Genomic DNA, 24,910 nt, shown 5'->3' on the forward strand with positions numbered 1-24,910 from the left:
CGCGATCGGCGTCAGACGGGGCTTGCGCATTCCGCGCCATGCGCCACTTTGCGCGCGTGTCCGAGTCCCGCCTTCCCCCTCTTCCCGATCTTCCCCCTCCGCCGCCCGCGCTGCTGATCGGGGCGGCGCTGTTCCTGGACTTCGACGGCACGCTGGCGCCGATCGCGGACACGCCCGACGGCGTCGTGGTGGACGACGAACTGCTTGCCCTGCTGGAACGGCTGCACGATCGGCTGGACGGCCGGCTGGCCATCGTCAGCGGCCGGTCGGTCGCGACGTTGCGGGATCTGGGTTTCGGCGCCTTTCTGCTGGCGGGCACCCATGGGCTGGAATTCGCGGAACCCGGCGAAACGACCGAAGCGCCCGCCCGCCTGCCCGCCATCGACGATGCCGAAACCGCCTTCCAGTCCTTCGCCGTCCACAAACCCGGCCTGCTGGTCGAACGCAAGACCATCAGCGTCGGCCTCCATTTTCGCGGCGCTCCGCAATGGGGGCAGGCGGCCCGCGATCTTGCCGAAAGGCTGGCGGACCAGCTTGGCCTGGCGCTGCAACCCGGCAAGATGCTCTACGAATTGCGGCCCGGCGGCGCCGACAAGGGCACGGCCATCCGGACCCTGATGCAGCGAAGGCCGATGCAAGGCGGAAAACCTCTGTTCATCGGGGATGACGTGACCGATGAAGAGGGCTTTGCCGTCGCCCGCGACCTGGGCGGCGCAGGGGTTCTGGTCGGCGCGCCCCGGGCCACGCTCGCCGCATTCTCTTTGGAACAGGTTGCCGCCGTCAGGCATTATCTTGCCCAGGGGATCGCCGGCATCGACTGATTCAACGGTCCGGCGCCCCCTGTCGTGCACGAACAAGGGGGACAGACCGATAGCGACGCAGAAAAAGGACATGATGGGCGGCGGCGAACGGTCGCTCGACCTCTGGCCCATCGGCAATTGCCAGGCATCGGCGCTGATCGACCGCGCCGGTCGGATCATCTGGGCATGCGTCCCCCGCGTGGACGGCGACCCGGTCTTTTCCGCGCTGCTGGACGATGCCGCCTGGGACTCGCCGGACGCTCGCGGCTTCTGGGCCATAGAGTTGGAGAACTGCGTCCGGATCGAGCAGCATTATATCCGCAACACCCCGGTCCTGGTCACCCGCCAGACCGACGATCAGGGCAATGCGATAGAGCTTTACGATTTCTGCCCTCGCCACAAGCATCAGGGCCGCATGTATCGCCCGGTGGCCTTCGCCCGCATCGTCCGGCCGATTTCGGGGAGTCCCCGCATTCGCGTCCGGCTGCGCCCGACCACGTCCTGGCATTCGGAACGAGTGCCGATCAGCTACGGCTCCAACCATATCCGGTTGGTGCTGTCCTACATGGCCATGCGCGTGTCCACCAATGCGCCCATCGGCCTGATCAGCCAGGAAAGCTGGTTCCGGATCGAACATGACATGCATTTCTTCCTGGGGCCGGACGAAAGCTTTTCCGACGCCCTCCGCCCGGCGGTAGAGCGGATGCTGGACGACACCATCCACGAATGGCAGATCTGGGTGCGCGGCCTGGCCATCCCCGCCGAATGGCAGGAGGCGGTCATCCGTTCCGCCATCACGCTGAAGCTCTGCCAGCATGAGGAAACCGGAGCGATCGTCGCGGCGCTGACCACCAGCATCCCCGAACATGCCGACAGCGGCCGCAACTGGGATTATCGCTACTGCTGGATCAGGGACGCCTATTATACGGTGGAGGCGCTCAACCGGCTGGGCGCGCTGGACGTGCTGGAAAGCTATCTCGTCTATCTGCGCAACATCGTCGACGGCGCGCGAGGCGGGCATATCCAGCCGCTCTACGATGTGCGCGGCAAGGCCACGCTGGCGGAGCGGGAGGCGCAGAACCTGCCCGGATATCGCGGCATGGGCCCAGTGCGAATCGGCAACGCCGCCTATGCGCAGATCCAGCATGACGCCTATGGGCAGATCGTCCTCTCCTCCGTCCAGGGCTTCATCGACCAGCGCCTGCTCCGCATGGCGGGCGAGGCGGATTTCGAGGCGCTGGAGGCCGTGGGCGAGCGGGCCTGGCAGGTCTATGACCAGCCCGATGCGGGCCTTTGGGAATTGCGCACCCGCGCCCATGTCCACAGCTACAGCGCGGTGATGTGCTGGGCCGCGTGCGACCGCCTCGCCCACGCGGCCATAGCGGTTGGCCGACCGGAACGCGAAGCCTATTGGCGCGAGCGGGCGGAGGTCATGAAGGCCCGCATCCTCCAATCCGCCTGGCGCACCGACAGCAACGCCATCTCCGCCAATTTCGAGGATGATGCGCGGGACGCATCCCTGCTCCAATTGCTCGACCTGCGTTTCCTGACGGCGGACAATCCCATGTTCGTCGGGACGCTTAAGGCACTGGAACAGGATCTGCGGCGCGGCAACGACATGCTCCGCTACAGCGCGCCGGACGATTTCGGGGAGCCGGTCACCGCCTTCAACGTCTGCACATTCTGGCTGATCGAGGCGCTGCACCGCACCGGCCGGGGGGAGGAGGCGCGGACCCTGTTCGAAGAGATGCTGACCCGCCGCACGGCTGCGGGCCTGCTGTCGGAGGATATCGACCCCGCTACCGGGGAATTGTGGGGGAACTATCCTCAAACCTACTCATTGGTCGGCATCATCAACTGCGCCGTGCTCTTGAGCAAACCATGGAGCGTGATGCGATGAGCCGCTTGAAATGGAAGCGCTCGACATGAGCCGCCTGATCGTCATTTCCAACCGGGTCAGCAGACCCAGCCAGACCGGCAACCAGGGCGGCCTGGCCGTCGCCCTTTCCCAGGCCCTGCGGGAAAGCCGGGGCATATGGGTCGGCTGGTCCGGCGAGGTGACGGAAAATTTCACCGGCCAGATCGGCTTTGCCGAGGATGACGGGGTCAAGACCGCGACCATCGACCTGGAAGAACAGGATGTCGACGAATATTATAACGGCTACGCCAACAAGACGCTCTGGCCGCTGTTCCACTTCCGCATCGACCTGGCCGAATATGAACGCGATTTCGAGGGCGGCTACAACCGCGTCAATCAGCGTTTCGCCGACACCACCGGCCCGCTGATCGAACCCGAAGACATCATCTGGGTCCAGGATTATCACATGATCCCGCTGGGCCGGATGCTGCGGGACCGGGGCCATGACAATCGCATGGGCTTCTTCCTGCACATCCCCTGGCCGCCGACCCGGCTGCTGGTGTCGCTGCCCCATCACACCAAATTGGTGCAGGCCCTTTTCGCCTATGATGTCGTGGGCTTCCATACCGAGGAATGGCTGGAATCCTTCCGCCATTATGTGGAACGGGAAATGGGCGGCACCGTGGACGGCGACCTGGTGACGCTGGGCAACCGGACCATTCAGGCCATCGCCTGCCCGATCGGGATCAACGCGCAGGAATTCGCCCATGCCGCCGTCAGCGAAACGGCCGGGGAAATGTACGAAAAGGTCCGCCGATCGTTGCAGGACCGCGTCATGATCGTGGGGGTCGACCGGCTGGACTACAGCAAGGGGCTGGAGGAACGGTTCAACGGCTATGCCCGCTTCCTGAAGGACCATGGCGAACATCATCGCAATGTGGTGTTGACCCAGATCGCGCCGCCCTCCCGCGGGGAGGTGGAAAGCTATCGGCATATCCGCGCGACGCTGGATTCCCTCGCCGGCCGGATCAACGGCGAATATAGCGATGTCGACTGGACACCGATCCGCTACGTCAACCAGGGCTATCCCCGCGACAAGCTGGCAGGTATCTATCGCGCCGCGAAGATCGGCCTGGTCACGCCGTTGCGCGATGGCATGAATCTGGTCGCCAAGGAATATGTGGCCGCCCAAAATCCCGACGATCCGGGCGTCCTCATCCTGTCGCGCTTCGCGGGCGCCGCCCAGCAGCTCAAGGACGCGCTGCTGATCAACCCCTACAGCCCGGAGGAGATGTCCGACGCCATCAACCGCGCACTCGCCATGCCGCTGGACGAGCGCAAGCGCCGCTGGCGCGCCATGATGGACAGCGTGGAGCAACAGGACATCAGTTGGTGGCGCCAGCGCTTCACCGAACGGCTGATGGCGGTGCAGCGCAACGGCGAAATGAAACCGGAAGCGGAACCGGCTTAACTTTCCCCGATCTGCCGCTACTGTCGCGGCGATGGAACAGGAAGAAGAAGCGCGCGGCCCGATCGCCGCCATCCGCGCCCGGTCGGGCGTCATATTGGGCGCGGTCGGGCTGGTGGCTTGGCTCACGCTCGTCTGGTTCATGTTCGGGGACGTATTGTAGGGCTTCCCATATATTTGCACCCTTGCCCACTTTGGTCTAAGGGCCAGCCCAAGCAGCCCCGGCACCCGCTGATCCTTCCCGATTCGCGTTTGCCGGGGCGCATTTCTTTTTTGGGAAGACAGGAACCGCATATGGCCCGTCGCCGCCAGATCTACGAAGGCAAGGCAAAGATCCTTTACGAAGGCCCCGAGCCGGGTACGATCATCCAATATTTCAAGGATGACGCGACCGCCTTCAATGCCCAGAAGAAGGGCACGATTTCGGGCAAGGGCGTCCTCAACAACCGTATTTCCGAGCATATCTTCACCCTGCTCGGCCAGATCGGCGTTCCCACCCACTTCATCCGCCGCCTCAACATGCGCGAACAGCTCGTCCGCCAGGTGGAGATCGTTCCGATCGAGGTCGTGGTGCGCAACGTCGCCGCCGGTTCGCTCAGCAAGAAGCTGGGCATCGAGGAAGGCACGCAACTTCCCCGCACGCTGATCGAATATTGCTACAAGGACGATGCGCTGGGCGACCCGCTGGTGTCCGAAGAACATATCGCCTGCTTCGGCTGGGCCACGCAGGAGGAGATGCACGACATCGCCGACATGGCGATCCGCATCAACGACTTCATGTGCGGCCTGTTCGCGGGCATCGGCATCCGCCTGATCGATTTCAAGCTGGAGTTCGGCCGCCTGTGGGACGGCGAATATAGCCGCGTCATCCTGGCCGACGAAATCAGCCCGGACGGCTGCCGCCTGTGGGACATGGCGACCGGCGAAAAGCTGGACAAGGACCGTTTCCGCCGCGATCTGGGCGGCGAAGTGGAGGCCTATCAGGAAGTCGCCCGCCGCCTGGGCTTGATGCCCGAAGGCGCGGACACGACCGTCCTCGACCTGGATACCCACCGCAAGAAGCGCGGCAAGGATTGACCTGAATTCCGGCGCGCTGCTTGGAGCAGATTGCTCAGGCGAGCAGCGCGTCCACCAGCAGCTTGATACCCAGCAGCACCATCAACACATAGATGAGCGTGTAGAAGCGCGCCGCATCCACCCGCTTCACCAGCACCACGCCCGCCAAGGTCGCCGCGACGGCCACGGGAATCAGCGTCGCGGTCGCCAGCAGGTTGGTCCTGGTGAACTGCCCCAGCGCGGCATAGGCGGGAACCTTCATCCAGTTCATCGTGGCAAAGGTGACTGCCGTCGTCCCGACCAGCGTGTCGCGGGGCAGACGCTTGGGCAGCACCCACATCTGGAAAGGCGGCGACCCCGCATGGGCTATCTGGCTGGTGAAGCCGCTCGCCACGCCGAACAGCATGCCGATCCAGCTCGGCGAATTGGACGGCAGCACCATCGCACCGCCGCGCTCCACCCAGAGGCGTTGCAGGCCGAACAGCGCCGAAATCAGGCCCAGCACGCCCAGCACCGCGACTTCGGAAACCTGGGCCGCGAAGACATAGCCGATGGCGACCCCCATCGCCATTCCCGGCAACATGACCTTCGCTATATGCCGGTCCCAGCTATGGCGAAACGACCAGACGCTGACGGCGTCCTGCAGGATCAGGATAGGCAGCAGGATCGCGGCCCCCTTTACCGGGTCCACGCCCAGGGCCATGATCGGCATGGCCAGCGCCCCGACCCCGGCGAACCCGCCCTTGGCAAGGCCGGACAGGATCACGGCCGCGATGGCGCATGTAAAATAAAGATATTCCTGATTCATCGCGTCCGCCTAAAGCAACGCGGCCGACCAGGAAAGTATAATGCCTTGCCTGCGGGGGCCGAGAAGATTAGGGGGTGCGCGAAAGCCTGATTACGGAGTTTCCTGCCTCATGAAAGCCCGCATCTTCGTCACCCTCAAGGGCGGTGTCCTCGACCCGCAGGGCAAGGCGATCCATCACGCGCTGGAAGGCCTTGGCTTTGGCGGCGTCAATGACGTGCGCGCGGGCAAGCTGATCGAGCTGGACCTGGCGGACGGCACCAGCGACGAGGATATCGACGCCATGTGCCGCAAGCTGCTGGCCAATACCGTGATCGAAAACTACAGCGTCGAAAAGGTGGCCTGAGCCATGAAGAGCGCCGTCATCGTCTTCCCCGGCAGCAATTGCGACCGCGACCTCGCCGTGGCGTTCGAGGCGGCGACCGGCGCGAAGCCCGCCATGATCTGGCACCGCGACACCGAACTGCCGGACGATATCGACCTGATCGGCGTGCCGGGCGGCTTTTCCTATGGCGATTATCTGCGCTCCGGTGCGATGGCGGCCCGTTCGCCGGTGATGCAGGCGGTGGCCAGGGCGGCTGACCGGGGCGCCCATGTGCTCGGCATCTGCAACGGTTTCCAGGTGCTGACCGAAAGCGGACTGCTGCCGGGCGCGCTGCTGCGCAATGCGGGCGGGCATTTCGTCTGCCGCGACGTGGCGCTGACGGTCGAGAATGCGCAGAGCGCCTTCACCAGCCGCTATGAGGCGGGTGAGGCGATCAGCTTTCCGGTGGCGCATCATGACGGTAATTATTTCGCCGATGCGGCGACGCTGGACCGGCTGGAAGGCGAAGGCCGGGTGGCGCTGCGCTATGCGGAGAGCGTTAACGGGTCGGCGCGGAACATCGCAGGCATCCTGAACGAAGCCGGCAATGTGCTGGGCATGATGCCGCATCCCGAACGGGTGATCGAGGCGGCCCATGGCGCGACGGACGGACGGCGGCTGTTCGAGGGGCTGGTGGAAGGGTTGCTGGCCCGGGCCTGAGCGGTCGAGCGTCTACGTCGCATCCATTTGTTCATCTCCGACGCAAGGCCCCGCAAACCAATCGTCATCCCAGCGAAAGCTGGGATCTCAGGCGATAGGGCACGACCTGGCCCCACGAGATCCCAGCTTTCGCCAGGATGACCGATAAGCGCTACCCCTTGGAGCCTTCGGTGAATAGATTGAATTGCGGGATTTCCAAGGCTGTTTGGATGTGATTCAAGCTGAGGGCTGGGTATGGAGGCCAGCCCTTATGCCACGATCCTATTCTCAAGATTTGCGAGATCGGGTGATCGACGCTGTGGTGCGGGGCGGCGAGAGCCGACGCTCGGCCTGACGCCGTTTTGGCGTGAGCGAGGCATCAGCGATCAAGTGGGCGCAGCGCTACGAGCGCGTTGGTGACCGGCGCTGTGCGGGAACGGGCGGGCATCGTCCATCGAAGGTGAAGCCCGAACGAGACTGGCTTCTGGCGGCGATCGCGACCGAGCCGGACATCACGCTGTCGGCCCTGTCAGCAAAGCTTTTGGTCGAGCGGGGGGTCCGTGCGGACACGAGCATGCTATCGCGCTTCTTCATCGGCGAAGGTATCAGCTTCAAAAAAACCGGTCCCGGGCTGAGCCCGCCTGTGTGGGGTAGAAACGGGCCGTGCTCTAGATGGGCCAGGAGGGTCGCGGCCGATCGCTTATTGGAGGCATGACACCCCGTTAAAAAACGTGGCCCGTGGGCATTTGCGTACTTGAGAGTGGTGACGTCGTGCTGCGGCGATCCCGATTAGGAAGATGACGGTTGGCATAGCCCATATCCTCCCGATTTGGAGGAGGACGTGGAATGACAGGAGCAAAGCCCCCAGGCGCGGACGCATTGGCGATGGTGAACAGAGGCGCCGCTGCCATCGACATCGGTTCGACCATGCACATGGCGGCCATCAATCCGCAGGCGGACGATAATCCTGTGCGGGCATTTGGCACGTTCACCGGCGACCTACATGAGATGGCTCGCTGGTTCAAGGCATGCGGCGTTACCAGCGTGGCGATGGAATCCACCGGTGTTTACTGGATTCCGGCCTATGAAGTGTTGGAGCAGCACGGCTTCAACGTCATCCTCGTCAATGCGCGCTACGCCAAGAACGTGCCCGGCCGCAAAACCGATGTCAGTGATGCCGCCTGGCTGCAACGCCTTCATAGCTATGGGCTGTTGCGGGGAAGTTTCCGTCCGGTAGCAGGCGTTGCAACCATGCGGGCCTACGGCCACCGCCCGCAAGATAGCTGTGCTGTTCTACAACAGCTTGCGGTACGGCATCGCGTACCACGACCCCGGCGCCTCACAATATGAGGAACGATCTCGCAGCCGGGTGATCGGCAATCTCCAGCGCCGCGCCAAGACCTTCGGCTTCTCACTCCAGCTATTGCCGCCAGAGCCCGATATGGCTGTTTCTTAGGAAGCTGCGGAGCGATGTGCTCGCGCATATATCTACTCATTTTATAGAGAGATGAAAGATAGCCCTGCTTGAGGTGTCGAGACGACAGGTTTTAGGGCCTGATGGCCAGCAAGTCCGCCCTGACAAGGACGGGAAGGGAATTCCGGCGAAAGAGCGCGGTGAGATGCGTTCCTCAGAACGCCACATTGTAGATGAACCAGCCCACGATCAGCAGGCTTGTCACTACACAAAGTCGATCACCGAAAATGTCGATACGCGACATCACTCACATCCTTCCTTGGCCGAGCGATCTTTGTCGCTTCGTTCAGAAACGATAAACCATTAGAGCGTTCCAAGGAATAGGATAAGTGCGATCAAACGCTCAAAAAATGCGATAAATTGAAAATTCACATCTTGAATTTAGTTTCGTAACACAACCGAAATCCGCCAGCCAAGGAGAAAATTCGACGGTTTTCTTATAAAATCAAAACCTTGAGCATAGCGGGGCAGACGAAAGCGCAGCATGCCAAGCAGGAAAAGGGTCAAGTTTGGACAGGATAAACTTTAGTCGAAAATTTGCCCCCGATGCTTCAGAAAGGACCGGGTCGCCTCCATCGGCCCCCGATACGCTTCCTGAAACTCCGCGCTCCAATATTTAAGGTCGTCAAGCTCGATTCGCGCGCCCGAAACGGCGCACAGCACGAACTGGCCCGGACGCACGATGTCGAAATGCGGCGTGTCGTAATGCAGCACCGCCAGTCCCTGGATATCCGCCATCAGTCGCCGGTCAGGATGCGATCGACAAGCTGCTTCACGGTCGGCACGAACCCGTTCGAATAAAAGGGATCCTGCTTGAACTTATAGGCGCCATGGCCCGCGAAGAGCAGATTCTTGTCAAGGTCGCCGCCATGGACGGCCTCCTGCAGCGACTTCTGGATGCAGAAGCTGCGCGGGTCGGCCAGACGGCCGGTGGAGTTGGTCTCGCTGTCCATCCAGCTTGAGAAGGCGCACTGGCTGAGGCAGCCCATGCAATCGGTCTGATCCTTGCGGATTTCGGCCTTTTCCTCTTCGGTCACGAAGACCAGCGTGTTGTCCGGCGTCTTGAGCGCGGAGGTGAAGCCCTGCCCCACCCATTCGCGGGCGCGCAGCAGGTCGCCCCGCGTCACCCAGAAATTCTTGCCCTTCACCCCGGCGTCGAGCTGATGCGTATGATCGCCCGCCTGTTCGGTGCTGAAGGGAATTTGCCGTTCCGAACGCGCCTCCAGCAGGCGCAGGAAGGGATTGCGGACCGCCGAACTATAGAAGCCGGTGGGCGAGAAGCGGTGCAGCAGCACGTCGCCCGGCTCCAACTGCATCAACCGCTCCTTCCAGAGCTGCGGGATCGGGCTTTCCTGCGTCAGCAGCGGACGGGTGCCGAACTGGAACATGATCGCGCCCAGTTCGGGATTGTCGATCCAGTCGTTCCAGTCCTTGAGCGCCCAGACGCCGCCCGCCATGACGATCGGCACATCGTCCGAAATGCCGCCTTCGCGCATCGTGGCGCGCAGGTCGCGGACGCGGGGATAGGGGTCCTGGGGTGCGCGCGGGTCTTCGGCGTTGGACAGGCCGTTATGCCCGCCCGCCAGCCAGGGATCTTCATAGACCACCGCCGCCAGCCATTCCGAAGCCTTGGAATAGGCGCGTTTCCAGAGGGCGCGGAAGGCGCGGCCCGAACTGACGATAGGCAGATAGTTGACGCCATAGGATGCAGCGATTTCGGACAGCTTGTACGGCATGCCCGCGCCGCAGGTGACGCCCGCCACCATGCCCCTGGTCTTTTCAAGGACGCCGTGCAGGACGCGCTGCGCCCCGCCCATTTCCCAGAGGACGTTGATGTTGATCGCGCCCTTGCCGCCCGCGATCTCGAAGGCGCGCTTCACCTGTTCGACCGCGCCGTCGATGGCATAGGCGATCAGTTCCTCATGACGGTCGCGCCGGGTGCGGCCATGATAGATTTGCGGGATGACGTTGCCGAAACTGTCATAGCTGTCCGCATTCACCGCCGACACCGTGCCGATCCCCCCGGCCGCGGCCCATGCGCCGGAACTGGCATGGTTGGAAACGGCTACCCCCTTGCCGCCCTCGACCAGCGGCCACACTTCGCGGCCGCCATAGATGATGGGCTTCAACCCCTTGAACAACGCAATCTCCCGCGCAAAAATCCCGTGGCCCCGACCACTTAAATGCCGCCCTATAACAGCTTTGCAGTGGAATGACGAATATTTGGCCGCGCCCTACCTTAAAATGGAGGGGCTGGATAGTGCCTCGCCGTAAAGGGTTGCATAGGCGTCAACCATAGCGGATTCGGTGAAATCGCGCTGGGCGCGGTGCCGGTTGGCTTCCCCCAGGCGCTGGCGCAAGGCCGGGTCGCGGGCAAGAACGCCAATGGCGGCGGCAAGGCCCGCCTCGTCAGAGACAACGAACGGCCCGTTTTCCGGCGCGACCATATGGGCGACATCGCCCACGTCCATGGCGGCTATGGGCAACCCCGCCGCCATCGCCTCTATCAGCGAGACGGGGAATTGTTCGCTGTCGGAGGAGAGGGCGAAAATGTCGAACAGGCCGATGAAGCGCCAGGGTTCGCTGAGGAAACCCGCCATGCAGATGTCGACGCCATGGGCGTTGGCCTCGACCAATATGGCGTCGCGTTCCGGCCCCTCCCCCACCACCGCCAATTGCAGCCGGTCGCGATGCGGGGCGACGGCGCGGACGAGGCGCGGGATGTTCTTGACGGCGCGAAGACCGGCCAGCGTGCCGACCACCAGCTTGCTGGGGGTGCGGTGGAGCGCCGCTATGGCGTCCGGCGCGGGCGGTTGCGCATAGCGGGCAGTGTCGATGCCGTTGCGGATCAGATGGACCCTGGCGGCAGGCTGCCGCCAGACCTGGCGGGCGACGGCATCCAGCCGGATGGAAGGGACGACCAGCGCATGAGCGCGCTGGAGCGCGAGGCGGCGGTAGAGGTTGCGCTGCGGCTTGAGGCCGGTCGCTTCGTCCGCGTTGAAGCCGTCCTCATGATGGATCAACGGCGGAAGGTCGAGGGATTTGGCATGGATGCGATGCGCCATCACGGCGTCCATCGCCCCCCAATTATAGCTGAGGATGAGGTCGTAGCCCGACAGGAATTGCGCGATCGCCTTGAACCGCTTCAGGCTCGGCTTGCCTGTCAGCGGGGGCGGATCGGGAAAATCGGCTGGCGTGGCGGGATCGATGGCGTCACGGGCGCTCATCAGATGCGGCGCCGCGCTGACGATGCTGTGACGGACGCGGTCGCCCCACAGGTTCATCAGGCGCACGGCGCGGGCTTCCTTGCCGCCTAGCGAGAAGCTGCCATGGACGTGAAGCAGCCGGGGCGGATCGTTCGTTCCCCCTGATCTTCCCGCCCTGAAAACCGCTTCAGCCATTCAGAACCCGCGCCAGCAGCCTGTCGATGGCGAAGGCCGAAGCCGGTTCGTCGAGGACCGGGGCATGGCCGACATGGGGGATGGTCGCCAGCTCCGCGTCGGGGCCGATTTCCTGTGCCATGCGTTCGGCCGTGGCGGCGGACAGCAGGTCGGAACGCTCCCCGCGCAGCAGCAGCGTTGGAATGCCGCGAAAGGCCCGCATCACCGGCCACATGTCGACCCCGGCTTCATCGCTGGCCACGCGCAGGGGTTCGGCAATGCGCATGTCATAGTCAAGGACGATGCGGCCCGCGCTGGTAAGCCGGTAAAGCCGCTTCGCCATGGCAAGCCATTGGTCGAGGCCATAGGCCGGATAGATGTCGCGGTTCGATTCCTCCAGCGCGCGGGCGGCATGGACCCAACTGGGATGCGACTGGCCGATGCCGACATAGGTGCGGATGCGGGCAAGCCCCGCCTCCTCCAGCGTCGGCCCGACATCGTTGAGCAGCGCGCCCGCCAGCCATTCCCGATGGGTCGCGGCGATCAGCATGGTGATGATGCCGCCCAGAGACGTGCCGATGGCGACGAAGCGGGTGACGGCAAGATCCGCCAACAACCGGCTGATGTCCTGCAAATAGGTGAGCGGGACATAGGTCATCGGGTCTTTCGCCTGCGCGCTTTCGGCGCGGCCGCGCATGTCCGGGCAGATCAGGCGCCAATCACCGGCCAAACGGGCGGCGAGCGGCTCGAAATCGCGGGCGTTGCGGGTCAGGCCCGGCAGGCAGAGCAAGGGCGGACGGCCATCCTCCCCGCCTGCATAATCGCGATAATGGAGCCTCAGCCCGTCGGGGGACCACCAATATCCGTCGCTATAGCTGCTCAAGCTGCTTGATCCTTCCACCCTGCATCCCCCATATCGCCGCATGCGCTCTACCCTGCAACCCGCCAAATATAGCCCCGCGAATGAAATCGCCGCGCTGCAACCCGATTTCGCCGATCCGGTCGCGGCAGCGGATTTTCCGCAAGCGACCCTGCGCTTCCGCAACGACCGCTGGGCGCCGACAGTGGGACTTGGCGAACTGAGCGACGAGCAGTGGGTGGCGCATTTCGGACGGTTCGCGCCGCTGGAAGGATCGCTGCCGGGGCCGATGGCGCTGCGTTACCATGGGCATCAGTTTCGCGTGTACAATCCCGATATCGGCGACGGGCGCGGCTTCCTGTTCGCACAGGTGCGGGATGGAGCAGGTCGGTTGCTGGACCTGGGTACGAAAGGGTCGGGCCAGACGCCCTACAGCCGGTTCGGGGACGGGCGGCTTACGTTGAAAGGCGGCGTGCGCGAGATATTGGCGACCGAGATGCTGGAGGCCTTGGGCGTCAACACGTCCAAGACCTTCTCCATCATCGAGACGGGCGAGGCATTGGAGCGCAATGACGAACCCTCCCCTACCCGCGGCGCCGCCATGGTGCGATTGAGCCATTCGCATATCCGCATCGGGTCGTTCCAGCGGGCGGCCTATTTCAATGACAAGGGCTTGCTGGAGCGGCTGACCGACTATGCCCTGACCAGGCTGTACGGCGAGGTACCGGGCGACAATCCGCCCGCGCAATTGCTGGGCCGCGTGGTGGAGCGCGCCGCCGATCTGGCGGCGAGCTACATGGTCGCGGGCTTTGTCCATGGCGTGCTCAACAGCGACAATATCAATGTGACGGGCGAAAGCTTCGATTATGGACCCTGGCGGTTCACACCGCTGTGGGAGCCGGGCTTTACCGCAGCCTATTTCGATCATGCCGGGCTCTATGCTTTCGGACGGCAGGCGGAAGCGATCCACTGGGACGTGGCGCAACTGGCCGTGTCGCTGCGCCCCCTGGTGGAGGCGGAACCGCTGATCGCGCAACTTGAGCGCTTTCCCGCGCTTTATGGCGAGGCGATGACCCGGCGCTTCTGCTGGCGGCTGGGCGTCGTGCAGAACGGCGATGCCTCCGCCATGGTCGAGGCGGCGGTGCGCGGCATGATCGCGAGCGAGACGCCGATCGATCGTTTCTTTCAGGACTGGCGCGGCAGCGATCCGCGAGACGGCGCGCCCTATGCGGACGAGGAATGGGCTGGATTCCGGGAAGCCATCGCGGGATTTGAGGCCAGCGGGCCGAAGGATCATTCCTATTGGGAAGATGCCACCCCCTGCTCCATGCATATCGATGAGGTGGAGGCTATCTGGAGCGCTATTGCCGAGGGAGACGACTGGGCGCCCCTCCACGCCAAGGTGGCCGCGATCCGCCGCATGGGCGATGCGCTGGGCGATGCGCCACCCCTTCCCTAACGCCCCATTATCCTCCATATCTGCACCATGTCCGCCACGCTGACTTCGATGGAACCCGCCACTGGTGCTCTTTTGTGGCAGGGGACTGCCAGCGACGTGGAGGCGGAAGTCGCCCGCGCCCGCGACGCCTGGCCCAAATGGGCCGCGCAGCCCATCGCCTACCGCATCGAAACGCTGCGCCGCTTCGTCAATGTCGTGCGCGCCAATGAAGAGGCGCTGGCCGACCTGATCGCGCGGGAAACCGGCAAGCCGCTGTGGGATGCGCGCACCGAAGTCACGGCGGTGATGAACAAGGTCGACATTTCCGTCGCCGCCTTTTCGGAACGGACCGGGCAAAGGCGGCTGGAAGCAGCCATGGGCGCGCGCCAGTCGGTCCGGCACAAGCCCCATGGCGTGATGGCGGTGCTGGGGCCGTATAATTTCCCGGCGCATCTGCCCAACGGACATATCATCCCTGCGCTGCTGGCGGGCAACGCCGTGCTGTTCAAGCCGTCGGAAAAGACGCCCGCCGTGGGCGAGATGCTGGTGCGCTTCTACCATGAAGCGGGCGTGCCGGAGGATGCCGTGCGCCTGGTGCTGGGCGGGCCGGATGAAGGCAAGGCGCTGGCCGCGCACCCCGATGTGGGCGGCGTGCTGTTCACCGGATCGGCGCAGACCGGCATCGCCATCAACCGGCAGTTCGCGGCCAATCCGGGAAAGATATTGGCGCTCGAAATGGGCGGCAACAATCCTATCGTCGCCTGGGACACGGCCGACATCGCCAGCGCGGCGGTGCTGATCGTGCAATCCGCCTTCCTGTCGAGCGGGCAGCGCTGCACGGCGGCGAGCAGGCTGATCGTCAAGGAAGAGTTGGCCGACACGCTGATCGCGGAGGTCAAGAGGCTGGCCGACCGGCTGATCATAGACCATCCCCATGCCGACCCCGCGCCCTATATGGGGCCGGTGATCGACAATCAGGCGGCGGATCAACTGACCGAGAGTTTCCTTTACCTGATGAGCAACGGCGGCAGGCCGATCAAGCATATGGTCCGCACGGCCAAGGGACTGCCCTTCCTGACTCCGGCGATCATAGACGTGACCGCCATGGCGGAACGGCCGGATATCGAATTGTTCGGGCCTTTGCTGCAGGTCATCCGCGTGCCGGATTTCGAATCGGCGATCAGGGAGGCGAACAACACCCGCTATGGGCTGTCGGCGGCGCTGGTCGGCGGATCGCCGGAGCAATATAACCAGTTCTGGGCCAATATCCGTGCGGGGATCGTCAACTGGAACCGGCCGACCAATGGCGCTTCTTCATCCGCGCCCTTCGGCGGCATCGGGATTTCGGGCAACCATCGCCCAAGCGCCTATTATGCGGCGGACTATTGCGCCTATCCGGTGGTTTCGGTGGAGATCGAACAGCCCCGCGCATCCATTGGCGTGGGATTGAAGGACATCGACACCGGCGCGATGGGGGATTGACGCCCCCCTTCGCCATCCCAGCGAAAGCTGGGATCTCGTGAGGCTATGCTGGATTCCAGCGCCGGGATGCCGGAAAGCGGAGGGAGTTAAATTAACCCCTCCCCAAATTTTCCTACGTGCCGGACAAAGCATTCTGGATTGAATCCATTGGCCGCTTTCGCCATTTGCCGAGCATGGCTGAAACTCCACCTGCCCTTATCCATCTTGTCGGCGCGGGTCCGGGCGACCCGGAACTGCTGACCTTGCGCGCCGCGCGCCTGATCGGAGAGGCGGAGGTGATCGTGCATGACGGGCTGGTTTCGACCGAGATATTGGCGCTCGCCTCTCCGCATGCTGAGCTGATCTCGGTCGCCAAGAAGCGCAGCCGCCATTCCGTGCCGCAGGATGGGATCAACGCCCTGCTGGTCGAACTGGCGCAGGCGGGGCGGAAAGTCGTGCGGCTGAAGGGCGGCGATCCCTTCATCTTCGGGCGCGGCGGCGAAGAGATGGAGGCCTGCCGCGACGCAGGCGTTCCGGTCGAGATCGTGCCGGGGATCAGCGCGGCCATCGGCTGCGCGGCGCAGGCGCAATTGCCCCTTACCCATCGCGATGCGGCGAGCGCCGTGACCTTCGTCGCGGGCCAATGCAAGGGGCTGACCGATCAGGACTGGTCGGGATTGGCGGGCGCGGGCCGCACGCTCGTCATCTATATGGGCGTGGCGACGGCGGCGGACATCGCCGACAAGCTGATCGCGGACGGCGTGTCGCCGGGAATTCCGGTGGCGGTGCTGGAAAACGGCACACGCGCCGACATGCGGACCCTGCGCACCTTGCTGGCCGATCTGGGCAACATGATGGCGCGGGAAAAGGTCAAGAGTCCGGCGCTGATCGTGGTGGGTGAAGTGGCGGCCTATGCGCTGGCGCAGGATGTGCTGGCGGGTTGGGCCGCGCAGATGAACAATGGGGCGGAGATGCTTTCGTGAAGATTTTGACCGGCAATGACCTGGGCACCGGGGACGTGATCTGGTGGGCGGGCGACGGCTGGTCGCGGCAGGTCGGCGATTCCGTCGACGTGGGCGACAAGGGCGACGAACTGGCGCGGGCGGAGGAAGCCGCGCTGCGCGTCGTCGGCGCCTATGTGATCGACGCGACCGTCGATGAGGAGGGCGTGCGCCCCGCGCATATCAAGGACCGCATCCGCGCCCTGGGGCCGACCGTGCGCCCCGACCTGACGCTGAAACCGAATAACGCCGACGCCGGCAACTGGGTGATCTGAACCATGTATCGTTACGACAGCTACGACCAGTCCATCGTCGACGCCCGGGTCGAGGAATTTCGCGATCAGGTGCAACGCCGCCTGGCCGGGCATCTGACCGAGGATCAGTTCAAGCCGCTGCGGCTGATGAACGGCCTCTACCTGCAATTGCACGCCTATATGCTGCGCGTCGCCATCCCCTATGGCACGCTGTCGGGCAGGCAGATGCGCAAGCTGGGCGAGATCGCGGCGAAATATGACAAGGGTTACGGCCATTTCACCACGCGGCAGAACCTGCAATATAATTGGATCAAGCTGGCCGACGCGCCGGACATATTGGCCGAACTCGCCACGGTCGAGATGCACGCCATCCAGACCAGCGGCAATTGCATCCGCAATATCTCGTCCGATCAATATGCGGGCGTTTCCGCCGACGAAGTGACCGATCCCCGCCCCTGGGCGGAATTGCTGCGCCAATGGTCGACCTTCCATCCGGAATTCACCTATCTGCCGCGCAAGTTCAAGATTTGCGTGATCGCCAATGAGGAAGATCGCGCCGCCATGCGGTTGCATGACATCGGCCTGAAACTGGTATCGCGGGACGGCCCGAACGGAAAACAAATCGGCGCGGAAGTCTATGCCGGCGGCGGCATGGGCCGCACGCCGATGGTTGCGCCGCAAATCAGGGATTTTGTGCCGGAGGAGGAGATCGTCTCCTATCTGGAAGCGTGCCTGCGCGTGTACAACCGCTACGGCCGCCGCGACAACAAGTATAAGGCGCGGATCAAGATCCTGGTCCACGAACTGGGCGTCGAGGAATATAAGCGACAGGTCGAGGAAGAATATGCGCATATGCGCGAACTCGGTCTCAATCCGCCGACCGAGGAACTGGACCGCATCCGGCCCTTCTTCGCGGGACCGGCATATGAGACGGGCCTGAGCGACGATCTGGACCTTTCCGATCCGGCCTTTGCCCTCTGGGTGGACCGTCAGGTCGCGGCGCACAAACAGCCGGGCTATGCCATCGTCAATATCAGCCTGAAACCGCGCGGCGGGATTCCGGGCGATGCTTCGGCGGAGCAGATCGGACTGGTGGCCGATCTGGCCGAAACCTATTCGCTCGACGAACTGCGCGTGACCCACGCGCAGAACCTCGTCCTGCCGCATGTGAAGAAGGCGGACCTTTACGCCATCTGGCAGAAGCTGGATGAGGCCGGGCTGGCCGAAGCCAATCTGGACCTGATCACCGACATCATCGCCTGCCCTGGCCTTGATTATTGCAGCCTGGCCAATGCCCGGTCGATCCCGTTGGCGCAGAAGCTGTCGGAGCGTTTTGGCTCGATAGAACGCCAGAAGGATCTGGGCGAACTGAAGGTCAAGATTTCCGGCTGCATCAACGCCTGCGGCCACCACCATGCGGGGCATATCGGCGTGCTGGGCGTGGACCGGAAGGGCGTGGAGAATTTCCAGCTTTCCCTTGGCGGATCGGGCGCGGAGGATGCCAGCGTCGGCCAGATCACTGGCCCCGGCTTTTCCGAGGACGGCGTGGTCGACGCCATCGAGAAGGTCACGAACCTCTATCTTGCCGAGCGGGAGGAAGGCGAACGCTTTCTCGACACCTATCGCCGTCTTGGCATGAAGCCCTTTAAGGAGGCGATCTATGGTTGAGTTCCTGTCCTTCCGCAAAGGCGAAGCCACGCAGGAACCCGCCGTGACGGTCGAATCCTTCACCGGCCAGTCCAACTCGACCGCCGTGCGGATCGAAGCGGGCGAGGATGCGCGCGAATTGCTGCCTTATCTCGACCGGCTGTCGCTGGTCGAGGTGAACTTCCCCGCCTATGGCGACGGGCGCGGCTATTCGGCGGCGCGGATTTTGCGTGAGGCCGGATATCAGGGCGAACTGCGCGCCATGGGCGATGTGCTGGTAGACCAGATCGTCGCGATGCGCCGCTGCGGTTTCGACAGCTTCCGGCCCGACAAGGCGCTGGACGATGCCGCCGTGGAACGCGCCCTCAACCGCTATGCCGACGTCTATCAGAAGACCGTCGACGGCCGCCGCCCGGTCTGGGCGAAACGGCACCCGGAGACTGCGAATGGCTGAACCTGCCCGCCGGATTGACGTGATCGACGCCCGTCCCGCCTTTACCCAGGCCGACGCGGACACGCTGAATGCGCGTTTCGAGGGCGTCGACACGCTGTCGATGCTCAAGACCGTCTTTGCCGAAGGGCTGGCGGGGAATGTCGCCGTCGTCTCCTCCTTCGGCACCGAAAGCGCGGTGCTGCTGTCGCTGATCGCCAAAGCGGACAGGACGGTGCCTGTGATCTTCGTCGATACGCTGAAGATGTTCGCCGAGACGCTGGATTATCGCGAGACGCTGATCAGGACGCTGGGCTTCACCGACAGCCGGGCGGTCGCGCCCCATGCGGACGTGCTGGCGCAGAAGGACGAAACCGGCCTGCGCTGGTCCTACGATCCCGACGGCTGCTGCGAAATCCGCAAGGTCGAGCCGATGAACCGCGCCAAGGATGGCCTGGATGCCTGGATTTCCGGGCGCAAGGCGTTCCAGTCGGTGACGCGCCAGAACCTGCCCCGCTTCGAGATCGAGGATGGGCGGCTGAAGATCAATCCGCTGGGCGATTGGACCAAGGACGATCTGGAGGCCTGGTTCGAGGCGGAGAAGCTGCCCCGCCATCCGCTGGAGGCGCAGGGCTATCTGTCGATCGGCTGCGAACCCTGCACGTCCAAGGTGCTGCCGGGCGAAGACCCCCGCGCCGGGCGCTGGCGCGGGTGGGACAAGGTGGAGTGCGGGATTCACTCGCCGGTGACGCCGATCCCCGCCCCTGCGGCCGATCCGGACGATCCGGCCAACCAGCCGGTATTCTGAGGCCTTCCAATCCTCCCCACACCCGGCGCCGGGGAGGATTTTTGTATCGCCTCCATTGTTTTCACGACCAATTGATCGGGGGAGGGCGATATGGCCGTTGAATTGAAGATATTGGCGTGGAGTTGCTTGCTGCTGCTGGTACATATCTTCGCGGCCGCCCACATCAAGACGCGGCAATATGGCACGAAATGGAATATGGGCGCGCGTGACGAGGAGTTGCCGCCCCTTAACGCTGTCGGCGGGCGGCTGGTGCGGGCGCAGGCGAATTTTCTGGAGACTTATCCGATCGCCATCATCACCCTGCTGGGCGTGGTGGTCGCGGGCAAGACCAGCGATATGACGGCGGTTGGCGGCTGGCTCTGGCTGGGTGCCCGCATCATATATCTGCCGCTTTACGGTATGGGCATCCCGGCGTTGCGGACACTGGTCCATCTGGCGAGCCTCGTGGGACTGGGGCTGGTTTTCCAGGCTCTCGTAAGCTGATCGCCTTGCCTCTCCCCATCATATGTTGGGGGCAGGATCGGGGCGATCAATCATAATCCTCCATATAGCTGCCTTCCGCCAAGTCCGAGAAGCGCGTGATCTTCGCATCGAACTTCATGCGGATGCGGCCGGTGGAGCCGTGGCGCTGCTTCGCCACGATCAACTCGGCCAGGCCGTAGATGCGCTCCATTTCCTGCGCCCATTCCAGATGTTCGGAACTTTCCTTGTTCCCCGGCTCCTTGGCGGCGACATAATAATCCTCGCGGAACACGAACCAGACCATGTCCGCGTCCTGCTCGATCGAGCCTGATTCGCGCAGGTCGGAAAGCTGCGGCCGCTTGTCCTCACGCTGCTCGACGGCGCGGCTGAGCTGGGACAGCGCCAGGACCGGGCAGTTCAATTCCTTCGCCAGCGTCTTCAAGCCACGGGAAATTTCAGAAATTTCATTGACGCGGTTGTCTCCCTTTCCAGTACCCTGGAGCAATTGGAGATAGTCGACCACGACGAAGCCGATATCATGGCGGCGCTTCAACCGACGGGCGCGGGTGCGCAGCGCCGCAATGGTCAGGCCCGGCGTATCGTCGATGAACAGCGGCAATTCCTGCAACTCCCGCGCCGCGCGGGAGAGATTCTGGAAATCGGACCGGCTGATCTTGCCCATGCGCAACGCTTCGCCGCTGATGCCCGACTGTTCGGCCAGCACGCGAGTCGCTAGCTGATCCGCGGACATTTCCAGGCTGAAAAAGGCCGTTTTCGCACCCATATTCTTTTCGGGCGGAATGCCGTCGGCATTGTCCCGCAGCCAGCGCGAGGCGGTATTATAGGCGATATTGGTGGCAAGCGAGGTCTTGCCCATACCCGGACGACCCGCCAGGATCATCAAGTCCGAATTGTGCATGCCGCCGATTTTCTCGTTCAGGCTGTTGATACCGGTGGTGATGCCCGACACATGGCCGCCGCTGTTGAGGGCGCGCTCCGCGACCTGCACCGCCATGGTGGTGGCGGTGGCGAAGCTCTTGACCGATCCGCTTTCACCCTCCCCTTCCGACACCTTGTAGAGCGCCACTTCGGCCTGCTCTATCTGCTCGCGGGGATTCACATCCTCGCTGGTATCCAGGGCATTTTCAACCAGTTCACGGCCGACCTGTACAAGCTGCCGCAGAAGCGCCAGATCATATATCTGCGTCGCGAAATCCCGCGCACCCAGCAACGCCGCGCCATTGCCCGTCAATTGCGCCAGATAGCCGACGCCGCCCAGTTCCTTGAGCGCCGGATCCTGCTCCAGCATCGGTTTCAGCGTGACCGGGTTCGCGACCATGTCACGCTCGACCAGCTTCATCACGGATTCATATATGCGGCCGTGCAGCGGTTCGAAGAAATGTTCGGGTTTCAACTTCAACTGCACATCTTCGGCGATGCGATTGTCGATCATCAACGCGCCAAGCAGCGCGGCCTCCGCCTCGACGTTACGGGGAAGTTCGGTGACGCCTGTTTCGGCGGGGTTATTCATTTGGACCAGTTCAACCATCGCTCCCCTCATCGCGCCGCGCACGGACCCATGCAAGGCGGAAGGTTGAAAGCATTTGGAAAAGCTGTGGACAAGAATTCCTCCTGCTTTTCCCAGTTGCTTTTCCGGGTGCGCCGCCGCACTGACCATAGCGTCCATGGCCGATCCGCGCATCATCGATATCACGCTCGACGAGCGGACGATCCTCTGGCGCAACGCCGATGTGGAGCAGGAACGGCGCATCGCCATTTTCGACCTGCTGGAAGACAATTATTTCGCACCGCAACGGGTGCATGAGGACGGCTATGCCGGTCCCTACAAGGTGCATCTGCGCGTCGAGGAAGGGCGGCTGGTCATCGAGATCCGGCGGGAGAATGGCGATCCGCTGGAGGCCATCATCCTGAGCCTGGGCCGTTTCCGCCGCCCGATCCGCGACTATTTCGCGATCTGCGACAGCTATTATCAGGCGATCAGCAACGCATCGCCGCAGCAGATCGAAACGGTGGACATGGCGCGCCGGGGCATCCACAATGCCGCCGCCGAGACGCTGATCGAGCGGCTGGAGGGCAAGATCAAGGTCGACTTCGACACGGCCCGTCGCCTCTTCACGCTGATCTGCGTCCTGCACATCAAGGGGTAAGGGGCATCCGTATCATTAGTGCCGGCCAGTTGCTGGGCCGTTTTTGCGTGGTTTTCGCCGTTCTGGGACTGCTGGTCCTGGGTGCGTGGCTTTATGCCCGCGACTGGGCGCCGGACCGGGAAGAATTTCCGACCCAGGGCGTTTCCATATCATCCGACAACGGGACCATCGAATGGGGCACGCTGGCGGCGCAGGGCACGGATTTCGCCTATATCCGCGCGGCCAGCGACGGGCGGTTCCGCGATCCGGCGTTCGAGGCCAATTGGGCGGGGGCGCGGGCAGCGGGCATGCGCTATGGCGCATCGCTCGATTTCAGCCTGTGCGCGAAGGCCAGCGATCAGGCGACCGGATTCATAACCATGGTGCCGCGCGACAATGCCGCCCTGCCGCCCGTGATCCGACTGGCGTTCGAGCCGGGCTGCCGGGCGCGGCCGGGGCAGGATGCGGTGCTGTCGGAATTGAATACGCTGATCAATCTGATCGAAAGCCATTCCGGCACGCCGGTCGTCCTGAACGTCAGCGACGATTTCGATGCGCAATATGGCATTGCATCCGGGATCAATCGGACATTGTGGCTGGATCGCAACTTCTTTCCTCCCGATAGCGAAAAGCGCAAATGGGTGATGTGGACAGCCAGCGATATGCGGCATATCGACGGCATCGACGGTCCGGTGAGATGGGATGTGATGCCGCGATGAGCGGAACGGAAGAACTGATCGAGGCGGCGCGCGGGGCGATGGCGAACGCCCACGCGCCCTATAGCCGCTTTGCCGTCGGCGCTGCCGTGCGGCTGACCGACGGACGGATCGTCACCGGCTGCAATTTCGAAAATGCGAGCTATGGCCTTTCGCTCTGCGCGGAAACGGTGGCGCTGGCGACGGTCAATGCGCAGGGCCGCATGGCCGATGTGGAGGCGATCGCGGTCGTCGGGGGCGCCATGGGGGCGGATGGCTCCATTGCGGGCGACGCCATCGTCACGCCCTGCGGCCGGTGCCGCCAGATCATGAACGAAGCCGAGCAGATGGCCGGAAGGACGCTCGCCATCTACTGCGCGGCGCCGGATGGGGTCGCGGTGGTCCAACATAGCGTCGCTGAATTATTGCCTCATGCCTTCGGTCCCGTGGACCTGGGCGTCAATCCCGGAAAGAGCTGAACCAGCCATGTCGATATTGTCGGATAAATGGATTCGCGAACAGGCCCAGACCAACGGCATGATCGAACCGTTCGTGGAGAGCCAGCGGCGCGACGGCTGCATCAGCTATGGCCTGTCCTCCTACGGCTATGATGCGCGGGTGGCGGACGAATTCAAGATCTTCACCAATGTCGACAGCGCCGTGGTGGACCCCAAGGATTTCGCGGCGAACAGCTTCGTCGACCGCAAGACCGACTGCTGCATCATCCCGCCCAACAGCTTCGCGCTGGCGCGGACGGTCGAATATTTCCGGGTGCCCCGCGACGTGCTGGTCATCTGTCTGGGCAAGTCCACCTATGCGCGGTGCGGCATCATCGTGAACGTCACGCCGCTGGAACCGGGCTGGGAAGGCCATGTGACGCTGGAATTTTCCAACACCACGCCGCTGCCCGCCAAAATCTACGCCAATGAGGGCGCCTGCCAGTTCCTGTTCCTCAAGGGGAATGAGCCGTGCGAGACCAGCTATGCCGACCGTGCCGGCAAATATATGGGGCAGCAGGGCGTCACATTGCCGCGCCTTTGATGCCATGCGAGACTGGCGAGCATGATATGTGAGCGCTGCCCGCCATGCTGATGCCCTTTCGCCGCCGGAAAGTGCCTGGGGACATGCGCGCCCCCAGCGTGGGCGGAAACGTGCGCGTCTATGCGATCGGCGACATTCATGGCCGGGACGATCTGTTTGCAGAATTACTGGACAGGATCGCGCAGGATGATGCCCATCGCCCTCCCCTGCCCCGGCTGCTGATCCTGCTGGGCGATCTGGTGGACCGCGGACCGCAATCGGCGCAGGTCGTCGAGCGGGCGATGGAACTGGCGCGATCGGATGAGCATGTCCGCTTCATCAAGGGCAATCATGAGGAAATGTTCATCGCGGCGGCGCGGGGCAGCGCGCAGGCGGCGCGCTATTTCCGGCGCCTGGGGGGGGTGGAGACGCTGGCCAGCTACGGCCTGGCGGCCGATGAGAGCGCGGCCATGAACGATGAGGCGCTGGCGCAATGGATGCTGACGCACATCTCCCGCGCCCATGTCGATTTCCTGGACGATTTTCCCGACATGCTGCCGCTGGGCGACTATCTGTTCGTGCATGCCGGGGTGCGGCCGCGCATCGCCCTCGACGCGCAGATTCCCGGTGATCTGCGCTGGATCAGGGGCGATTTCCTGAACCACCGGCGACACTTCGGCAAGATGATCGTCCACGGCCACAACATCAGCGAGGATGTGGACGTTCAACCCAACCGGATCGGCATCGACACCGGCGCCTTCCGCACCGGCCGGCTGACCGCGATCGGACTGGAGGAAGATCGGCGCTGGTTTCTGCAAACCGGCGCCTGATCGCGCATGGCGGA

The 24,910-nt window shown here is 63.6% G+C and carries 28 protein-coding genes; 22 read left to right on the plus strand and 6 right to left on the minus strand.

The window, feature by feature from the left end; all coding sequences use genetic code 11:
- Positions 1 to 56 precede the first annotated feature (56 nt).
- From otsB to purC, 5 genes are all read left to right on the plus strand, one after another.
- Entirely contained in the window at positions 57 to 821 is a 765-nt protein-coding gene (gene otsB / locus NUH86_RS08615) for a trehalose-phosphatase (RefSeq protein WP_267249122.1), read from the plus strand.
- Positions 822 to 894: 73 nt separating this feature from the next.
- The gene (locus NUH86_RS08620) at positions 895 to 2,700 is read left to right on the plus strand and encodes a glycoside hydrolase family 15 protein (RefSeq protein ID WP_267252073.1); all 1,806 of its coding nucleotides are present in this window, start codon (positions 895 to 897) and stop codon (positions 2,698 to 2,700) included.
- A 25-nt stretch (positions 2,701 to 2,725) separates the two neighbouring features.
- Positions 2,726 to 4,129 (plus strand): alpha,alpha-trehalose-phosphate synthase (UDP-forming), encoded by a 1,404-nt coding sequence (gene otsA, locus NUH86_RS08625; protein WP_267252074.1) that lies wholly within the window; start codon positions 2,726 to 2,728, stop codon positions 4,127 to 4,129.
- A gap of 31 nt (positions 4,130 to 4,160) precedes the next feature.
- Positions 4,161 to 4,289, plus strand: coding sequence for a hypothetical protein (locus NUH86_RS08630; RefSeq protein ID WP_267249123.1), 129 nt, complete (start codon positions 4,161 to 4,163; stop codon positions 4,287 to 4,289).
- 131 nt (positions 4,290 to 4,420) lie between these two features.
- Positions 4,421 to 5,203 carry a phosphoribosylaminoimidazolesuccinocarboxamide synthase gene (purC, locus tag NUH86_RS08635; RefSeq protein WP_267249124.1) on the plus strand — a complete coding sequence of 261 codons (783 nt, stop codon included), beginning with the start codon at positions 4,421 to 4,423 and terminating at the stop codon, positions 5,201 to 5,203.
- Between the two features lie 34 nt (positions 5,204 to 5,237).
- Here the strand turns inward: purC and NUH86_RS08640 are convergent, their stop codons facing one another.
- Positions 5,238 to 5,990 (minus strand): sulfite exporter TauE/SafE family protein, encoded by a 753-nt coding sequence (locus NUH86_RS08640; RefSeq protein WP_267249125.1) that lies wholly within the window; start codon positions 5,988 to 5,990, stop codon positions 5,238 to 5,240.
- A 109-nt stretch (positions 5,991 to 6,099) separates the two neighbouring features.
- Between NUH86_RS08640 and purS the strand changes: the two genes are divergently transcribed.
- The 4 genes from purS (at position 6,100) to NUH86_RS08660 (ending at position 8,340) form a co-directional block, all read left to right on the plus strand.
- A complete protein-coding gene (gene purS, locus NUH86_RS08645; RefSeq protein WP_267249126.1) occupies positions 6,100 to 6,333 on the plus strand; it encodes a phosphoribosylformylglycinamidine synthase subunit PurS in 234 nt (77 codons plus the stop codon).
- A gap of 3 nt (positions 6,334 to 6,336) precedes the next feature.
- Positions 6,337 to 7,011 carry a phosphoribosylformylglycinamidine synthase subunit PurQ gene (gene purQ / locus NUH86_RS08650; protein WP_267249127.1) on the plus strand — a complete coding sequence of 225 codons (675 nt, stop codon included), beginning with the start codon at positions 6,337 to 6,339 and terminating at the stop codon, positions 7,009 to 7,011.
- Positions 7,012 to 7,357: 346 nt separating this feature from the next.
- Positions 7,358 to 7,705, plus strand: a complete 348-nt coding sequence (locus tag NUH86_RS08655; RefSeq protein ID WP_267249128.1) for a hypothetical protein — start codon at positions 7,358 to 7,360, stop codon at positions 7,703 to 7,705.
- Positions 7,706 to 7,836: 131 nt separating this feature from the next.
- Positions 7,837 to 8,340 (plus strand): IS110 family transposase, encoded by a 504-nt coding sequence (locus NUH86_RS08660; protein WP_416365309.1) that lies wholly within the window; start codon positions 7,837 to 7,839, stop codon positions 8,338 to 8,340.
- 649 nt (positions 8,341 to 8,989) lie between these two features.
- Here the strand turns inward: NUH86_RS08660 and NUH86_RS08665 are convergent.
- The 4 genes from NUH86_RS08665 to NUH86_RS08680 all read right to left on the minus strand — a co-directional run bounded on the left by NUH86_RS08665 (position 8,990) and on the right by NUH86_RS08680 (position 12,727).
- Positions 8,990 to 9,202, minus strand: a complete 213-nt coding sequence (locus tag NUH86_RS08665) for a DUF2093 domain-containing protein (protein ID WP_267249129.1) — start codon at positions 9,200 to 9,202, stop codon at positions 8,990 to 8,992.
- Positions 9,202 to 10,605, minus strand: coding sequence for an NAD(P)H-dependent flavin oxidoreductase (locus NUH86_RS08670; RefSeq protein ID WP_267249130.1), 1,404 nt, complete (start codon positions 10,603 to 10,605; stop codon positions 9,202 to 9,204). The genes NUH86_RS08665 and NUH86_RS08670 overlap by 1 nt, the downstream gene beginning before the upstream one ends.
- A 93-nt stretch (positions 10,606 to 10,698) precedes the next feature.
- Positions 10,699 to 11,865, minus strand: coding sequence for a glycosyltransferase family 4 protein (locus NUH86_RS08675; RefSeq protein WP_267249131.1), 1,167 nt, complete (start codon positions 11,863 to 11,865; stop codon positions 10,699 to 10,701).
- Positions 11,858 to 12,727 carry an alpha/beta fold hydrolase gene (locus NUH86_RS08680; RefSeq protein ID WP_267249132.1) on the minus strand — a complete coding sequence of 290 codons (870 nt, stop codon included), beginning with the start codon at positions 12,725 to 12,727 and terminating at the stop codon, positions 11,858 to 11,860. Before NUH86_RS08680 ends, NUH86_RS08675 begins: the two co-directional genes overlap by 8 nt.
- A 40-nt stretch (positions 12,728 to 12,767) precedes the next feature.
- Here NUH86_RS08680 and NUH86_RS08685 point away from each other — a divergent pair, with 40 nt between their 5' ends.
- The 8 genes from NUH86_RS08685 to NUH86_RS08720 all read left to right on the plus strand — a co-directional run bounded on the left by NUH86_RS08685 (position 12,768) and on the right by NUH86_RS08720 (position 20,225).
- Positions 12,768 to 14,162, plus strand: a complete 1,395-nt coding sequence (locus NUH86_RS08685) for a protein adenylyltransferase SelO (RefSeq protein ID WP_267249133.1) — start codon at positions 12,768 to 12,770, stop codon at positions 14,160 to 14,162.
- Positions 14,163 to 14,189: 27 nt separating this feature from the next.
- Positions 14,190 to 15,623, plus strand: a complete 1,434-nt coding sequence (astD, locus tag NUH86_RS08690) for a succinylglutamate-semialdehyde dehydrogenase (RefSeq protein WP_267249134.1) — start codon at positions 14,190 to 14,192, stop codon at positions 15,621 to 15,623.
- Between the two features lie 173 nt (positions 15,624 to 15,796).
- The gene (gene cobA, locus NUH86_RS08695) at positions 15,797 to 16,585 is read left to right on the plus strand and encodes a uroporphyrinogen-III C-methyltransferase (protein WP_267249135.1); all 789 of its coding nucleotides are present in this window, start codon (positions 15,797 to 15,799) and stop codon (positions 16,583 to 16,585) included.
- Positions 16,582 to 16,878 carry a DUF2849 domain-containing protein gene (locus NUH86_RS08700; RefSeq protein WP_267249136.1) on the plus strand — a complete coding sequence of 99 codons (297 nt, stop codon included), beginning with the start codon at positions 16,582 to 16,584 and terminating at the stop codon, positions 16,876 to 16,878. The genes cobA and NUH86_RS08700 overlap by 4 nt, the downstream gene beginning before the upstream one ends.
- A gap of 3 nt (positions 16,879 to 16,881) precedes the next feature.
- Entirely contained in the window at positions 16,882 to 18,525 is a 1,644-nt protein-coding gene (locus tag NUH86_RS08705; RefSeq protein WP_267249137.1) for a nitrite/sulfite reductase, read from the plus strand.
- Complete coding sequence (locus NUH86_RS08710; RefSeq protein ID WP_267249138.1) at positions 18,518 to 18,958, plus strand: DUF934 domain-containing protein; 441 nt, start codon at positions 18,518 to 18,520, stop codon at positions 18,956 to 18,958. The genes NUH86_RS08705 and NUH86_RS08710 overlap by 8 nt, the downstream gene beginning before the upstream one ends.
- Positions 18,951 to 19,742, plus strand: coding sequence for a phosphoadenylyl-sulfate reductase (locus NUH86_RS08715; protein WP_267249139.1), 792 nt, complete (start codon positions 18,951 to 18,953; stop codon positions 19,740 to 19,742). Before NUH86_RS08710 ends, NUH86_RS08715 begins: the two co-directional genes overlap by 8 nt.
- A gap of 90 nt (positions 19,743 to 19,832) precedes the next feature.
- Positions 19,833 to 20,225, plus strand: a complete 393-nt coding sequence (locus tag NUH86_RS08720; RefSeq protein WP_267249140.1) for an MAPEG family protein — start codon at positions 19,833 to 19,835, stop codon at positions 20,223 to 20,225.
- A 46-nt stretch (positions 20,226 to 20,271) separates the two neighbouring features.
- Here the strand turns inward: NUH86_RS08720 and NUH86_RS08725 are convergent, their stop codons facing one another.
- Positions 20,272 to 21,753 (minus strand): replicative DNA helicase, encoded by a 1,482-nt coding sequence (locus NUH86_RS08725; protein WP_267249141.1) that lies wholly within the window; start codon positions 21,751 to 21,753, stop codon positions 20,272 to 20,274.
- A 136-nt stretch (positions 21,754 to 21,889) separates the two neighbouring features.
- Here NUH86_RS08725 and NUH86_RS08730 point away from each other — a divergent pair, with 136 nt between their 5' ends.
- Genes NUH86_RS08730 through NUH86_RS08750 form a run of 5 tightly spaced genes read left to right on the plus strand, consistent with a single transcriptional unit; the run spans position 21,890 to position 24,896 of the window.
- Positions 21,890 to 22,372, plus strand: a complete 483-nt coding sequence (locus tag NUH86_RS08730) for a UPF0262 family protein (protein ID WP_267249142.1) — start codon at positions 21,890 to 21,892, stop codon at positions 22,370 to 22,372.
- 47 nt (positions 22,373 to 22,419) lie between these two features.
- A complete protein-coding gene (locus tag NUH86_RS08735; protein ID WP_416365310.1) occupies positions 22,420 to 23,070 on the plus strand; it encodes a glycoside hydrolase family 25 protein in 651 nt (216 codons plus the stop codon).
- Complete coding sequence (locus NUH86_RS08740) at positions 23,067 to 23,525, plus strand: cytidine deaminase (protein WP_267249143.1); 459 nt, start codon at positions 23,067 to 23,069, stop codon at positions 23,523 to 23,525. Before NUH86_RS08735 ends, NUH86_RS08740 begins: the two co-directional genes overlap by 4 nt.
- Before the next feature lie 7 nt (positions 23,526 to 23,532).
- A complete protein-coding gene (dcd, locus tag NUH86_RS08745) occupies positions 23,533 to 24,087 on the plus strand; it encodes a dCTP deaminase (RefSeq protein ID WP_267249144.1) in 555 nt (184 codons plus the stop codon).
- A gap of 44 nt (positions 24,088 to 24,131) precedes the next feature.
- Positions 24,132 to 24,896, plus strand: coding sequence for a metallophosphoesterase (locus NUH86_RS08750; RefSeq protein WP_416365311.1), 765 nt, complete (start codon positions 24,132 to 24,134; stop codon positions 24,894 to 24,896).
- The last annotated feature ends 14 nt before the right edge of the window (positions 24,897 to 24,910 follow it).

The sequence above is a fragment of the Sphingobium sp. JS3065 genome, from assembly GCF_026427355.1.
GTDB lineage: Bacteria > Pseudomonadota > Alphaproteobacteria > Sphingomonadales > Sphingomonadaceae > Sphingobium.